This is a genomic window from Streptomyces sp. NPDC127092, from assembly GCF_042722475.1.
In the GTDB taxonomy this organism is placed as follows: Bacteria; Actinomycetota; Actinomycetes; order Streptomycetales; family Streptomycetaceae; genus Streptomyces.
Window position 1 is genome coordinate 1 of record NZ_JBHXFE010000076.1, and the last position, 14,958, is coordinate 14,958.

Below are 14,958 nucleotides of genomic sequence, written 5' to 3' on the forward strand. Positions count from 1 at the left end.
TCTCGGAGGGACCCGGCCACCGCCGTGTCGTGTCGTGCTCGTCGCGTCGACGGCGGGTCAGCTCTTGCCGTCCCACTGGTAGACCGAGTAGATGTCCATGCAGTCCGCCTTGTCGGACGCGCCCTCCGGCAGGTCACCGGCCGCCACCTGCGGCTTCTTGTACGTGGTGCCCTCGCGCCAGTCGGCGCCGACGACCAGGGTGACGACCGTGACCTTGTCGTCGGCGCGGACCGCCGACGCCGGCAGGCCGAGGGCGGTGGCCACGGACTGCGCGTTGGCCTTGCCCTGGTCGCCGTCGCTCTTCGGGTAGAACACCACGGTGTCCTTGCGCGGCTGGGCGTCCCGGGAGGAGTCCGCCTGGTCGAAGCCCTTGTCGCGCAGCTGCTTGGACACCGTGCCGGCCCGGCCCTCGGCGGGCGCCTGGCCGTCACCGGCGGTGCCGTTGATCACCGTGACGACGAAGGAGCCCGGAGCCTCGGCGGTGACCGAGGGCTTCGCCGAGGACGACGCCTTCGGCTTGCCCTTCGCGTCGGCCGGGTCGCCGTTCTTGTCCATGGCCACGTCGTCGCGGAGCATCGCCCACATCTTGTCGGCGGACGACGGGACCAGCTCCAGCCACGCCTTCGGGTTGCCCGGGTACTCCCTCGTCGGGACGGTGGCCGTGGTCAGACGGTCCAGCTTCACGTTCTTCAGCTGCATCGACAGGTCGAAGAGCTTCTTCACCGACTTGATCTCGTCGGAGACCACGAGGGCCGTCGTGGCGGTCTCCGCGAGCCCGGTGAGACGGGAGGTGTCGGTCCAGGCGTTCTGCTCCTGGAGCTTCTTCATCATGCCGTTCATGTACATGTGCTGGGCCTTGGCACGGTTCTGGTCGCTGCCGAACGCGTGCCGGGTGCGCAGCCACTGCAGCGCCTGCTCGCCCTGGACCTCATGGGTCCCCTTGGGGAGCTTCAGGCCGGAGCCGCCCTTCTGCTGCGGGGTCGACTTGTCGTACACGCCGGTCTTCACGCAGACCGGGACGCCGCCGACCTCGTCGGCCATCGCCACCACGCCGGCGAAGTCGACCATCATCCAGTGGTCGATGTAGACCCCCGTGAGGGTCTCCCAGGTGGTGAGGGTGCAGCCGGGGCCGCCGCGGCTGAGGGTCTCGTTGATGGGCCGGGTGTTCGTCGCTGCGTACGTCTTGCCCTGGTCGTCCGTGCACTTGGGGATGGGGACGACGGTGTCGCGCGGGATCGAGACGATCGAGGCGTTCTTCCGGTCCGCGGAGACGTGCAGCAGCATCTGCACGTCGGCGAGCGGAGCACGGTCCCGGTCGTTCTTGCCGCCGCCCAGCGCCACGTTCTTGGCGTCCTTACGGCTGTCGGAGCCGATGAGGAGGATGTTCAGCGGGGTGTCGCCCAGCGCGTTCGGCGCGGCCTTCTTCACACCGCTGTCGCCGCCGGCGCGCGCACCGCCGCGGAGGTTGTCGTTGAGGTGCTGGTAGTACAGGTAACCGGCGCCCGCCGTGCCGAGTATCAGCAGCGACAGCGTCACGGCCACCCAGCGGAGTATCCGGCGTCTGCCGGACTTCTTCGCCCGGCGGCGCGGGCCGCCGCGCCGGTGTCCGGTGCCGCTCGAACCGCCCGTGCCGCCGTCTCCGTCGCCGCCGGAGCCGCCGCCGGCCCGGCGGGAGCGCGGCACGGTGCCGCCCGCGCCCCTACCCGGGCCACCGTCCGCGGACCCGGACGCCTGCCCGGGCCCGTCGTCGTAGAGACTCTCGTCCCAGCCCAACTCGCGGGCGCGCGAGGCGCGTTCTCGCGCCCCCTCCCCACGCACGCTGCTCTGTCCCACCCCAGGTCTCCTCAATCACTCAGGTGCGGCCCAGGGCCGGACGGGTCCGGCTCACTTGGCGCACACCTGCTTGTCTGCCGTCTGCGCACCCTCCGGCGCCTTCGCCGGACCGGTGAGGGGCACCCCCGCGCCCTTGAAGTCCGCGCCGAGCACGAGCGTCATGGGCTCACGCTCCCCGGCGTCCTGCGTGCCCGGCTTGAGAGCCGAGGCGGGCAGGCCCATCAGGTCCGCGAGCTTGCGGGCCTGGTCGGCCTGGTTCGGTGCGTACGTGAGCGTGGTCTTCGCCGCCTTCTCGGGGGCGTTGCTCTTGTTGGTCGACCGCGTCACGCCGTGCTCGTTCTGGAGCCAGCGGATCGTGTTCCCCGCCGCGCCCGTCTTGCCGCTGCCGTTGTAGACGTCGACGCGGACCTCGCGCGCGGTGGAGCGGGCACCCTGGAGGAGCTTCGCCTCGGCCTGCGCCTGGGCGTTCTTGGCGTCCTGCTCCTTCTTCTTCACCTCGGTGAGCGAGATGTCGTTCAGCATCATCTCGAAGAGCTGCGGGGCCTTCTCCGGGTCGGGGACGACCGTGATCGGCCGGGGCTCGTCCGGGTTGTCGATGACCGGCAGCGTCAGGAACGTGATGTTCTTGGTGTCGATCTTGGACAGTTCCATGGCCAGGGACTTGAGCTTCGAGATGCTCCCTATGCCCGTGTCGACGGTGAGCGCGTTCGTCGCGGCGTCGGCGAGGTCGTACAGCTTGCTCGGCGACGTGAGCGTGTCGTCCGACTTCATCTGACGGATCATCGAGCTGAGGAACTGCTGCTGGACCTTCATGCGGTCGAGGTCGCTCTTGTTGCCGAAGCTGGAGCGGGTGCGGACGAAGGCGAGCGCCTGCTCGCCCATGATCGTCGACTCGCCCTTGGGCAGCTTCAGGTGCGACTTCGGGTCGTCGATCGGCTTCTCCACGCAGACCTTCACGCCGCCGACGGCCGTCGTCATCTCCTTGACGGCGTTGAAGTCGGCCATCATGAAGTGGTCGACGGTCAGGCCGGTGATCTCCTTGACCGTGCGCATGGTGCAGCCCGGGTCGCGGTCGGACTGGCCGAGGCTGATGTTGAAGCGCTCGTCCGTCTGGCCGGGGATCTTCTTGATGCTGCCGTCCGGGAGCTTGGTCTCGCACTCGGGGATGTCGATGACCAGGTCACGGGGGATGGACATCGCCGTGGCGTTCGTCCGGTCCTTCGAGACGTGGAAGAGGATCGTGGTGTCGGCATGGCCGGGACTGTTCTTGTCACCGTAGCCGGAGTTGCCCTCACCGGTCCGCTTGTCGGTGCCGATGAGCAGGATGTTGAAGGCCTCGTCCTTCTTGAAGCCTCCGGAGCCGCCGGCCACCTCGATGGTGTTGATGTTGTTGTCGAAGTGGTTGTACAGCGCGTACGCGCCGGCGGCGCCGCCCACGAGCACGACGGCCATGGTGCCGCCGGTCCACATCAGGACCTTCTTCTTGCGCGACTTCTCCGGGCGGCGCTTGCGGCGGCCGGCCGTGGACGGCCGGTCACCGGGCTCGGCGGCACGGCGACGGCGCTGCCCCGGGACCGGCGGGGCGGTCTCGGTGAGCCGGTCGTGCGTTCTCTGGCCGGGGGGTGTGGCGCCGCGGGTCGTACGGGGGCGCGGGTGGGACGGGGCGGCAGGCTGCGACTGCCCAGCGGAGCGGTCCAGTCGCAGTTCGTAGTTGCCCGTCTGCGGGTTGAGTACCCACTGGTCGGCGGGGTCGATCTCGTCCGCCCGTCCACGGCTGTGCGCGTCCACGGTTACTTGAGTCCTCCGTCGGTGCCACGCGAGGCGCCTCCCCCTCGGGCGCTCGGTCGTTCGATCCATCGAGTGCGCGACCACGCGGTCGGGTGCACCGGATCGCGTCACACTATCCGCCCAGTTCAGCGTGGGGCGACGTCCGTGACAAATTCCACGCCCCTTACACCCGGGCAATTTGCCCAAACCTCATCCAGCGCCGCCCTTCCCTTGGTCCCTCCTTTACGAACTCGCCACACGCGCCGCACGCGCGTCCACGCGACCGGTCCCGCCGCGGGCCCGCCCCGAGGCGGCCCCGACCGGCCGCCGACGGGAACTCTCCGCCGACCGCCGACGGGAGCTCTCCGACGCGTCCGCCGCGTCCGCTTGTCCGCCGGTCAGCGGCAGACGCCCTCCGCCGCGTTCCGCCCGGCGAAGGACGGTGCCGCCGACGCGCCCGGCCCGTCCGCCGTCGGCTCCGTCCTGCCGCTGTCGCCGGGGTGGACGGTGACCGGCTGGTCGGCGCGCAGCCGCGCGAAGAGCTGATCTGCGGCAGGCTGCACCAGTTCGTCCCGGTTCGCGTTGTACGAGTACGGCCGCCGGGGCACCGTCAGGAACTGCACCTTCTCGGTCGGGACCGCCCGCATCGACCGGGCCAGGTCGTACAGGTCCCGGAGGGATGCCAGGCCCGGGTCGGTCGTGATCGACTTCGTCGCCGCGTCGAGCACCGGGTACAGCCGGGTCGGGTTGAGGAGCACGCCGTCGCTCTGCACCTTGTTGACCAGGGCCCCGAGGAACTGCTGCTGCCGGTCCATCCGCTCGGTGTCGCTGCCGTTCCCGAGCGACTTCCGGGCCCGGACGAAACCGAGCGCCTGCTCGCCGTGCAGGACCTGCCGGCCGGCGGGCAGCTTCAGATGGGCGTCCTTGTCGTCGATCGGCTCCTTGAGGCAGATCTCGACACCGTCGACGGCGTCGACCATCTTCTTGAAGCCGCGGAAGTCGATCACCATGTGGTGGTCGATGCGGATCTTGGTCAGCTTCTCCAGGGTGCGGATGGTGCAGGCGGTCCCGCCGAGCTCGAAGGCCCAGTTGAACTGGGCGAACTGCGGTGAGGTGCGCCCGCCGTCGCCCTCGCCGGCCTTGCCCGCCTTCCCGGCCTTCTCCGCCTTCCCTGCCTTCCCGGCCCTCCCGGCCTGTCCCGTCCTCGCGCAACTGGGAATCTGCACCATCAGATCGCGGGGGATGGACACCGCGGTGGCCCCCGCCCCGCCGGCGGAGATGTGCAGCAGGATCGTGGTGTCCGAACGCTGGGTGCCGCCGTCGTGCCCGTACTTGGCGTTCCCCGCGCCCGCGCGCGTGTCCGAGCCGATCAGCAGGATGTTCCGGGCCGCGTTCACGGCCGGCGAGGGCCGCTCCTTCTCGTACCTGAGGAGCTCGGCCGCGGCGGTGGTGTCCGTGGTGATGTTGCCGTCCAGCTTCCGGTACAGCCACCAGCCCACCCCCGCCGCCACCAGCACCACGACCGCCGCTCCCAACGCCGCCCAGCGCAGCCAGTGCCGCCGCTTGCGAGCGCCCTTGGCGGGCGAGTCCGCGCTGTCCGTCACGTCTGATCCGTCCTCATGGCGTCGGCGGCACGCGGCTCGCCGGCCACTGAGGTAGACGGCGGATCGCGGCCCACGGTTCTGCGGAAGGCGTCGATACCCCCCGGCCGATCATGTACCGGACTCCCCGCCCACACCCGGGTACGCGGCGCGTTGATAGCCCGTACGGGTGGCGAGCCCGACGTTTGCGCTGCCACCTCCGTGTGGGCATTCGTCCCGCTGGGGCGGGACGGGTGGGCACACGGGACGGCGCCCTCGCGGGCGCGTTCCGCCCCTGTGCCCGGCCGTCACCCGTACGACGGCGCCGTCTCTGCGGCCGGGCCCAGTGGGCCCCGGGCCCCGCCTGACAGTCGGGTGCCCGTCACTCCGCGCAGGGCGCGACAGCGTCCGCCCGGCGCCCGGCGCCCCGGCGGCCTCGGGCCCGTAACCCCGCTCAGCCGGCCGCCGGCACCCTCACCGTCACCCGCTCGCTCTCCACCCGCTTCGCCAGCCCCTCCTCGCCGAGCTGGTCCAGGTGCCGGCACAGCACCACCGACCCGCCCGCCGCGAGCGGCGCGTACAGACCGGCCGAGACGCCGGCCCAGGTGTCGTACGAGCGCCCGGACAGCACCCGCGACCCCGCCTCGAGTCCCAGCTCCGCCGCGTCCGTGCGGGCGCGCTCGACGAGCTGGATGCCCGTCAGTTCCGTACCGTCGACGACGAGCGCGAGCGCACCGGGATCGACCGGTACGAACGGAGCGAACCGGTCACCCTGGCTCGGCACCTCCACCGCGTAGTCCGCGTAACCGGCCGGCGGCGCCGGGAAGCGGCGCCCCAACGGCGCGAGGGAGAGCGCGATCCGGTCTCCCGAGCAGGCGAGGCCCGCTTCGAGTCCCTCGGGTCCCGCCACCACGTAGTCCGCGTCGGCCGGATCGCCGCCGAGCTCCGCCGTCACGCCGACGGAGGCGCAGGCGAGCAGCCACACCGCGGTCTGCCAGTGCGCGGGCAGCAGCAGCGCGACCCGGTCGCCCGGGGACGCGGACAGCTCGCCCTGGAGCAGATTGGCGGTCTTGGCCACCCAATTGGCGAAAGTGGCCACCGACAATTCCACGCGTTCACCGGTGGCGTCGTCGTAGAAAGTGACCAAGGGGCGGGCGGGATCCGCGGCGAGCGCGGATCGCAGCAGGTCGGCAGGGGTGCGGTCGCTGGCGTTCACGCGGGCAAGCGTACGCGCGCCGCCCGGCCCGGTCCCCCGTACCGGTGACGGCGTCCACCGGTCGGACCGACGGAGCGTCAGTTTCCGTGCCGGTTCCCGCCGCGCGGAACTCCGGCCCGCTGCGGACGATCACTCCATGCGTGCCTACCTCGCCTCCTCGATCGCCGTCACGTGCGCGGCGGCACTCGCCCTGCCGCTCGCCCTCACGACCCCCGCCGGCGCGGCCGCAGCCCCAGCCGCCCCCGCCCTGAGCGCGGACCCGGCCGTCCCGGCCGTCCCGGCCGCCGTTGCCGCCGAGGCCGCCGCGCCGCAGGCCGACCTCGCGGGATCGACCCAGTCGCTCCCTCTCGAACCCCTCGAACCCCTTGAACGCAGCGAACCCCTTGAGCCCCTCGACCACCTGGAGCGCCGCGAACCGCAGGCTCACGGCAGGACGGTCGGGCGCCCCGCCGAGACGGCGGCGGAGCAGGGGCTCGCCCGACGGGACGTCAGACCGTTCTCGCTCGTCGGCGTGGTCTGGGACGACGCGCGCGCCCCGCTGCACGGCACCGTCCAGGTCCGCACCCGGGCCACGGCGGACGGTGCGTGGTCCGCGTGGCAGGACGTGGAGACCCACAACGACGAGCACGGCGCCGACCCGGCCACGGCGGAAGCCCGTTCGGCCGCCCGGCGCGGGGCCACCGCGCCGCTGTGGGTCGGCGCCTCGGACGGCGTGGAGGTCCGCGTACGCCCGGAGGGGAAGGCGCGGAACGCGGCCCTCCCGGCGGGCCTGCGCCTGGAACTGGTCGACCCGGGCCCGGACCCGGCGGAGGACTCACCCGCGAACCCGGCCGCGAACCCGGCCCCGGACCCGGCCTCCGCACCCGCCCCGCACACGAAGTCCGTCGTACGAACCCCGGCGTCCGAGTCCGCGTCCGAGCCCGCGTCCGAGTCCGAGCCCGCGCCCGCGGACGCGCCGGCGCCGGCGCCGGCGCCGGCGCCCGCGAGTGTCAACGCCCGGCTCGCCCCGGTCGGTGCCGCCGAGATCCCCGCGCTGACCCGCGCCCAGACCCGGGCGGCGCTCCCGGCCGCGAAGCCGTACATCGGCCCCCGCCCCAAGATCATCACCCGAAAGGGCTGGGGCGCCGACGAGAAGATGCGCGAGCGGGGCTTCGTCTACACGAAGACGATCAAGGCGGCGTTCGTCCACCACAGCGCCACCGGCAACAAGTACACCTGCAAGCAGGCCCCGTCGGTGCTGCGCAGCATCTACCGCTACCACGTGAAGAGCCTGGGCTGGCGTGACTTCGGCTACAACTTCGCCGTCGACAAGTGCGGAAACATCTACGAGGGCCGCGCCGGCGGCGTCTCCAAGCCGGTGCTCGGCGCCCACACCCTCGGCTTCAACAGCAGCAGCATGGGCATCGCCGTGCTCGGCACGTACGGCAGTTCGACGCCGCCGGCCGCCGTCGTGACGGCCGTCGCACGGCTGACCGCGTGGAAGCTGGGGCTGCACGGGGTGAATCCGAAGGGGAAGGTGACTCTCACCTCAGGAGGCGGAAACCTCTACAAAAAGGGCAGAAAGGTGAAGTTCAACGCCATCGCCGGCCACCGCGACGGCTTCGCCACCGAGTGCCCGGGCGGGCGCCTCTACGGAAAGCTCGGCACCGCCCGCTCGGCCTCGGCGAAGTACCAGGGAAGGCGCTGACGGGGGCACGGATGGGGTCGTGGACTCAACCATCTGCATAAACTGACCGGTCATATCGTACGGACGGCCGAACGAATGCCGCCCCCGGCGACGAGACCGGACCCGAACAGGAAGCAGAGACGACAGGTGACCGAAGCGATTCTCCTGGTCGGTGGCAAAGGCACCCGGCTGCGTCCCCTGACGGTCAACACGCCCAAGCCGATGGTCCCGGCGGCCGGCGTTCCCTTCCTGACGCACCAGCTGGCCCGGGCCCGGGCGGCGGGCGTGGACCACATCGTCCTCGCCACCTCGTACCTGGCGGAGGTCTTCGAACCGTACTTCGGTGACGGCTCGGCGCTCGGCCTGAGCATCGAGTACGTCACCGAGGAGGAGCCGCTGGGCACCGGCGGCGCCATCCGCAACGTCGCCTCCCGGCTCCACTCGGCGCCCGAGGACCCGGTCCTGATCTTCAACGGCGACATCCTCACCGGCCTCGACATCCGCGCCCTCGTCGCCACGCACCAGTCCTCCGGCGCGGACGTCTCCCTCCACCTCACCCGGGTGGAGGACCCGCGCGCCTTCGGCCTGGTCCCGACGGACCCCACCGGCCGGGTCACGGCCTTCCTGGAGAAGCCCCAGACCCCCGAGGAGATCGTCACCGACCAGATCAACGCGGGCGCGTACGTGTTCCGGCGCTCGGTCATCGACACCATCCCGGCGGGCCGGCCGGTCTCCGTCGAACGCGAGACCTTCCCCGAACTGCTCGCCTCCGGCGCGCACCTCCAGGGCATGGTCGACTCCACGTACTGGCTCGACCTCGGCACTCCGCAGGCCTTCGTCCGAGGCTCCGCCGACCTCGTCCTCGGCCGCGCGCCGTCCCCGGCGGTCCCCGGCCGCTGCGGCGACCGGCTGATCCTGGACACGGCCACGGTGGCCCCGGACGCGAAGCTGACCGGCGGCACCGTGATCGGCCCCGGCGCGGTGATCGGCGCCGGCGCCCGCGTCACGGGCTCCACCGTCCTGGCGAACGCGGTCGTCGAACCCGGCGCCGTCGTCACCGACTCCCTCATCGGCACGGGCGCCCGCATCGGCGCGCGCACGGTCCTGACGGGCGCGGTCATCGGCGACGGCGCGGAGGTGGGCCCGGACAACGAACTCCGCGACGGCGTCCGCGTCTGGTGCGACGCCAGACTCCCCGCGGCCGCCCTCCGCTTCTCGTCGGACCAGTAACCACGTGTAGCCCGCTCTTCCTGGGCGCTGGCCCGGGCCCGGAGCCCGCGGCACTACGACGGGCGCCGCGTGCGCACGACGCGGCGGCGCGGGCCTACGACGAGCGGTGAGGCCTACGACGGGGCGGCGCGTGCCCCGCACGGCGGGCGGCCGGCTGTCCGGGCGCCGCGGGCCTACGACGGGGCGGCGCGTGCCCCGCACGGCGGGCGGCCGGCTGTCTGGGCGGCGCGGGCCCGGCCCGGTAGGCTTCGGGGGCTCCCGCCCGCTCCGGCACGGATAGGCTCATGCCATGGCCGGCCGCTTCGCCCCCCGCACCCCCACCACGCGCACCACGTACCGCGGCGGCCACGTACCCGTACCCGCATCCAGGGCCCAGAGCCGGAACCCGCACCTGAAACCGGCACAGGAACAGGCCCACGCTCGGGCCGAGGCACCGGCCCAGGACCTCGATCTCGGCCTCACCCTCGGCCCCCTGCGCCGCGGCCCCGGCGATCCCACCTTCCGTACCACCGCCGACGGCTCCGTCTGGCGGGCCAGCCGGACGCCCGACGGACCCGGGACGCTCCGCGTGCGGATCCACGCCGGCGCCGTCGCGGCCGAGGCGTGGGGGCCCGGCGCGGCCTGGCTGCTCGACGGACTGCCGGCACTGCTCGGCGCGGACGACGACCCCGACGCCTTCGTCCCCCGCCACAAGCTCCTCGCCCTCACCCACCGCGCCCGCCGCGGCCTGCGGCTCACCCGCACCGGCCTCGTCATGGAGTCGCTGATCCCCTCCGTCCTGGAACAGAAGGTCACCACCGACGAGGCCTACGGCTCCTGGCGGCTGCTCGTCCGCAAGTACGGCGAGCCCGCCCCCGGCCCCGCCCCTGACGGCATGTACGTGATGCCCGACGCCCGTACGTGGGCGATGATCCCGTCCTGGGAGTGGCACCGCGCGAACGTCGACGGCAAGCGCTCGGCCACCATCGTCCGCGCCGCCCGCGTCGCCCGCCGCCTGGAGGAGGCCGCGCACATGACGCCGGCGGACGCCCGCAAACGCCTCGAACTGATCCCCGGCATCGGCCCCTGGACCTCCGCGGAGACCGTCCAGCGCAGCAACGGCGCCCCGGACGAGGTCACCACCGGCGACCTCCACCTCCCCGGCATCGTCGGCTGGGCGCTCGCCGGCGACCGCACGGCCGACGACGCGGCCATGCTCGAACTGCTCGCCCCCTACGAGGGCCAGCGCCACCGCGCCGCCCGCCTGATCCTCCTCAGCGGCCGCGTCCCACCCCGCCGGGCACCGCGCCTGGCACCCAACAACATCACCATGCTGTAGAACACACCGCCGGGAGAGACGCGGAGGCGGCCCCTGGGGAGAGGCCTCCGGCAGGGGCCGCGGGCCGGGCCGCGGCCGGAGCCCACCGGCATCCGCCTCCGCCGGAGCCCACCGGCATTCGCCTCCGCCGGAGCTCACCGCACCTCGATGAACGCCCCCGCCTGCCGCGCCGGCCGCTCCTTCGGGAGGGCCGCCGGGCGGCCCACCGCCACCGCGCCCATCGGGTCCCAGTCGGCCGGGAGGCCGAGCACGTCCCGTACGACGTCGCGGCAGAACATGGTCGAGGACACCCACGCCGAGCCGAGCCTCTCGCCGGCCAGGGCGACCAGCAGGTTCTGCACGCCCGCGCCCGCCGCGACCACGAACATCTCGCGCTCGGCGGCGTCCCGGCGCGGGTCGCCGTAGTGGTGGGCGCCGTCCATGACGAGGCAGGGCACGATCAGGTACGGCGCGTTGCGCAGGACGTCGCCGCGGCGGATCCGGCGGGCGATCGACTCCTCCGTCCTGCCGTCCGCCCGCAGGTCCGCGATCCACGCGTCCCGCATCGCGTCGAGCAGCCGCACCCGCGAGGCCTCCGACTCGAGCAGGACGAAGCGCCAGGGGGTGGTGTGGTGCGGCGCGGGCGCCGTGACGGCGGCGGCGACCGCGCGCCGTACCGCGCCCGGGTCGACCGGGTCGTCGGTGAACTCCCGTACGGTGCGCCGCAGCGTCACCGCCTCCCGTACCGCCTCCGAGGTGCCGAGCCGGAACATGTCGTCGGCGGCGTTCCGCACGAGCGCCCGCGCGCCCGGTTCCTCGTCGCCGCCCACGACGTGGCCGAGCCCGCGGACGACCGCGACGGGCCGGCCGGCGGCCTTGCCCTTCACCAGGTCGCCGGCGGCGGCGAGTTCGTCGGCGGTGGCGACCACGGTCACGTTCAGCTCGTTGCCGTGGGAGTCGGTCACGCCCCGCAGGTCGTCCAGGACCCGCACTCCGGCCGCGCCGATGGCCACGTCCGTGAGACCGCCGCGCCAGGGCCGCCCGAAGGTGTCGGTGACGATCACCCCGACCTCGACGCCCAGTGCCTCGCGCAGCCCCGCGCGGATCCGGCGGGCCGAGGCGTCCGGGTCCTCGGGCAGCAACAGCACGGTGCCGGCAGGGGTGTTGGAAGCGTCGACACCGGCGGCGGCCATCACGAGGCCCTGCCGGTTCTCGACGATACGGAGGGCACCGCGCCGCGCCACCACCCGTACCGTCTCGGCGTCGATCGCCTCCTCCCGGTCGTCGGCGGCGATCACCCGCCCCTCCGCCTTGCTCACGATCTTCGAGGTGACGAGCAGGACGTCCCCGTCCGCGAGACCCGGGGACACGGAGGCGATCAGCTTGGCGATGTCGTCCCCGGCAGTGACCTCGGGAATCCCGGCCGGCGCCCACACCTCGTACCGGGCGTCGCCGTCGCCACCACCCTCTCCGGCACCACCGTCACCGCGAAGCGACGCCTCGCCGCCGCCCGTCACGCGCCGGCTCCACCGGACGCGCCGGCGCCACCGGCCGCACCCGCGTCGTCGGCGTCCTCCGACTCGCGGACCTCCGCCGCCAGCGCCAGCGCCTCGCGCGCCATCTCCGCCGTCGCGTCCAGGTCCGTCATCATCAGCGGCACCGCCCGGCAGCGGATGCCCGCCGACTCGACGTCCGCCACCGAGCCCGCGTCGACGGTGTCGACGAGCCAGCCGTCGACGAGCCCCGCGCCGTAGTGCCGGGCGACGGCCGCCGCCGTGGACTCCACGCCGACCGCCGCGAGCACCTTGTCGGCCATGCCGCGCACGGGCGCGTCGCCGACGATGGGGGAGAGGCCGACCACCGGGGCACCGGCGGAGGCGACGGCCTCGCGGATACCGGGCACGGCCAGGATCGTGCCGACGGACACGACCGGGTTGGACGGCGGGAACAGGATGACGTCCGCCGCGGCGATCGCCTCGAGGACGCCCGGCGCGGGCTTCGCCTGCTCGGCGCCCACCGGCACGACGGCCTTCGCGTCCACGGAGGCGCGCAGCTTCACCCAGTACTCCTGGAAGTGCACGGCCCGCTGCTCGCCGTCCTCCTCGATCGCCACGTGCGTCTCGACCCGGTCGTCGGACATCGGGACGAGCCGGACGCCGGGCTGCCAGCGGGCGCACAGCGCCTCGGTGACGGCGCTGAGCGGGTAGCCGGCGGCGAGCATCTGGGTGCGGACGATATGGGTGGCGAAGTCGCGGTCGCCGAGGCCGAACCACTCGGGCCCGACCGCGTACGCCGCGAGTTCCTCCTTGACGGTGAAGGACTCGTCCTCGCGGCCCCAGCCCTGTTCCTCGTTGATGCCACCGCCGAGGGTGTACATCACGGTGTCGAGGTCGGGGCAGACCTTGAGACCGAAGAGATGGATGTCGTCACCGGTGTTGCCGATGACCGTGATCTCCGCGTCGGGCGCGGCCTGCTTGAGGCCGCGAAGGAAGCGGGCACCACCGATGCCACCGGCCAGAACCACAATGCGCATGCGGACAGTCTGTCAGCCGCGGGAAGATCCTTTGAGGGGTGGTGGCCACGGTGCGGTGGCCACGGTGCGGTGGCCAAGGGGCGGGGAGCCTCTGCCGGCGCGCGTACGGCTCCGTCCGCCCGCGGGTACGCCTCCGTCGTCAGGCGGGCACGCCCGCATGTGCCGCCGCGGCGGCCGCGGCGGACGCCTCCGGAAGCGCGGCGCACTGCTCGCGCACCGACTCGTGCATCGGCATCTCCGTCAGCCCCGGGTAGTAGACGTGCAGGCTCACGGCCGGCTCCAGCGAGTCGTTGACGACCTCGTGGACGTAACCCGGCGCGAAGACGCGCTGCGCGCCCGCGTCGAGGGTCCGTACGCCTCTGGCCGTCCGCTCCGTCAGTTCGCCCTCCAGGACGGTGAGCACGCCGGACGACGCGCCGTGGTCGTGGCTTCCGCTGCCCTGTCCGGGGAGCCAGGAGAGCAGCCAGATCTCGTAGCCGGGGCCGGTGCGGAGCCGGTGGTACCAGCGGGTGGTGGCGTCGTACTCGACGTACGGGGCCCACAGGGCCCGGTCGGCGGCGAGCTCGCGGGCCAGCCCGGCGAACTCGGCCACGGTGACGGGGTGCTCGCGGGCGGGCTGGAGGAGGTGCGGGACCTCAAGGATGTCGCCGGCGATCTGAAGGTCGCTGTCCATGTTCATGGGGTGCGGTGGTTCCTCGGCAGAAGTGCGGGGTGTCGCGGTGCGGATGTCGCAGAACGGATGCGGATGCGCGGGGTGCGCGGTCACACGGGGTGCGGCGGCGGGACGGTGGCCGCTCGGGAAGCCGGAGCGCTACGGAAGGACGCGCGCGTCAACAGCTGGGACAGCAACAGCAACAGCTGGCCTGGACAGCGCGGCGGAACCCACGGGCGTGGGTCGCGGAGGGCGCTGCGGTCGCTGGCATGCCACCAAAGTGGCGGGCGGGACACCCGACTGTCAACTCAATGCCCGTTTTGGCGGTAATGTTTCACCTCATCCGGTTACAGCGTGTGCAGAAAGGTTTGCGCAACGCGGTTCGCGGAGACATGGCGCAGCATCCGTCGCCGTGAACGCGGGCGGGATCCCGTGATCGGACTGTGATCCGGATCGCTTCCGTGGCCGGATCGCAACAAGATCGAAGTCTCGGTCGTCCTTCCTGGTGAGGCATGACGGTGTGGCCAGGCCGGTGGCATGTGTCAGGTTTTTGGTGATTTGAACACTTTCCGCATAGGCTTGGTTCCGCAGAGTGAATACGGGGCCCAATAGCAGATCTCGGCTTGACTCGCACAGAGCACGAACTTGTAATTTCACTCGTGTCGTTCGGCCGGATCGATCCGGGATCGATAGCGGCAACATCACGGGGACGCAAAGACAGACGAGGGGCGCACATGACCGAGTTGTTCGAGGAACTGCTGGTCGAGGACGCGGGCGAGGAACTCGGCTGGCAGGAGCGCGCACTGTGCGCCCAGACCGACCCCGAGTCCTTTTTCCCCGAGAAGGGCGGCTCGACGCGCGAGGCCAAGAAGGTCTGCCTCGCCTGCGAGGTCCGCTCCGAATGCCTCGAATACGCGCTGCAGAACGACGAGCGCTTCGGAATCTGGGGCGGTCTTTCCGAGCGGGAACGCCGCCGTCTCAAGAAGGCCGCCGTCTGAATCCGGCCACGCCTCTTCGGGGGCGGACACCGGGACGCACACCAGGACGCATACCAGGACACATAACGACCGGTCCGCCACCTGTGGGTTGTCCACAGGCGGCGGACCGTTCGTCATCCCGCCGCCCGCCGCCCGCCGACGCCACCCCCGCCCGCACACCGTACGCCCGCCGCACACACGAGAGCC

At 72.6% G+C, this 14,958-nt stretch carries 11 protein-coding genes; 4 read left to right on the top strand and 7 right to left on the bottom strand.

Going from position 1 to position 14,958, the window contains the following annotated elements; translation table 11 throughout:
• Positions 1–57 precede the first annotated feature (57 nt).
• The 4 genes from ACFWJO_RS36355 to ACFWJO_RS36370 form a co-directional block, all read right to left on the bottom strand.
• The gene (locus tag ACFWJO_RS36355; protein WP_386872294.1) at positions 58–1,833 is read right to left on the bottom strand and encodes an LCP family protein; all 1,776 of its coding nucleotides are present in this window, start codon (positions 1,831–1,833) and stop codon (positions 58–60) included.
• Positions 1,834–1,884: 51 nt separating this feature from the next.
• Complete coding sequence (locus ACFWJO_RS36360; protein WP_386872295.1) at positions 1,885–3,621, bottom strand: LCP family protein; 1,737 nt, start codon at positions 3,619–3,621, stop codon at positions 1,885–1,887.
• A gap of 377 nt (positions 3,622–3,998) precedes the next feature.
• On the bottom strand, positions 3,999–5,204 hold the full coding sequence (locus ACFWJO_RS36365) for an LCP family protein (RefSeq protein ID WP_386872296.1): 1,206 nt from the start codon (positions 5,202–5,204) through the stop codon (positions 3,999–4,001).
• A gap of 430 nt (positions 5,205–5,634) precedes the next feature.
• Positions 5,635–6,396 (bottom strand): TIGR03089 family protein, encoded by a 762-nt coding sequence (locus ACFWJO_RS36370; protein ID WP_386872298.1) that lies wholly within the window; start codon positions 6,394–6,396, stop codon positions 5,635–5,637.
• A gap of 136 nt (positions 6,397–6,532) precedes the next feature.
• Between ACFWJO_RS36370 and ACFWJO_RS36375 the strand changes: the two genes are divergently transcribed.
• The 3 genes from ACFWJO_RS36375 (at position 6,533) to ACFWJO_RS36385 (ending at position 10,610) form a co-directional block, all read left to right on the top strand.
• Entirely contained in the window at positions 6,533–8,083 is a 1,551-nt protein-coding gene (locus ACFWJO_RS36375) for a peptidoglycan recognition protein (protein WP_386872300.1), read from the top strand.
• Between the two features lie 126 nt (positions 8,084–8,209).
• The gene (locus tag ACFWJO_RS36380; RefSeq protein WP_386872302.1) at positions 8,210–9,292 is read left to right on the top strand and encodes a sugar phosphate nucleotidyltransferase; all 1,083 of its coding nucleotides are present in this window, start codon (positions 8,210–8,212) and stop codon (positions 9,290–9,292) included.
• Positions 9,293–9,581: 289 nt separating this feature from the next.
• Complete coding sequence (locus ACFWJO_RS36385) at positions 9,582–10,610, top strand: DNA-3-methyladenine glycosylase family protein (RefSeq protein ID WP_386872304.1); 1,029 nt, start codon at positions 9,582–9,584, stop codon at positions 10,608–10,610.
• Between the two features lie 134 nt (positions 10,611–10,744).
• Here the strand turns inward: ACFWJO_RS36385 and ACFWJO_RS36390 are convergent, their stop codons facing one another.
• The 3 genes from ACFWJO_RS36390 to ACFWJO_RS36400 all read right to left on the bottom strand — a co-directional run bounded on the left by ACFWJO_RS36390 (position 10,745) and on the right by ACFWJO_RS36400 (position 13,801).
• Positions 10,745–12,025: a coenzyme F420-0:L-glutamate ligase gene (locus ACFWJO_RS36390; protein ID WP_386872310.1), complete on the bottom strand. Its 1,281-nt coding sequence runs from the start codon at positions 12,023–12,025 to the stop codon at positions 10,745–10,747.
• A gap of 77 nt (positions 12,026–12,102) precedes the next feature.
• A complete protein-coding gene (gene cofD / locus ACFWJO_RS36395) occupies positions 12,103–13,122 on the bottom strand; it encodes a 2-phospho-L-lactate transferase (RefSeq protein ID WP_386872306.1) in 1,020 nt (339 codons plus the stop codon).
• Between the two features lie 139 nt (positions 13,123–13,261).
• The gene (locus ACFWJO_RS36400; protein ID WP_386872308.1) at positions 13,262–13,801 is read right to left on the bottom strand and encodes a cysteine dioxygenase; all 540 of its coding nucleotides are present in this window, start codon (positions 13,799–13,801) and stop codon (positions 13,262–13,264) included.
• A gap of 707 nt (positions 13,802–14,508) precedes the next feature.
• On the opposite strand from ACFWJO_RS36400, the gene ACFWJO_RS36405 reads away from it, so the two are divergent.
• Positions 14,509–14,772, top strand: a complete 264-nt coding sequence (locus ACFWJO_RS36405) for a WhiB family transcriptional regulator (RefSeq protein ID WP_128984260.1) — start codon at positions 14,509–14,511, stop codon at positions 14,770–14,772.
• The last annotated feature ends 186 nt before the right edge of the window (positions 14,773–14,958 follow it).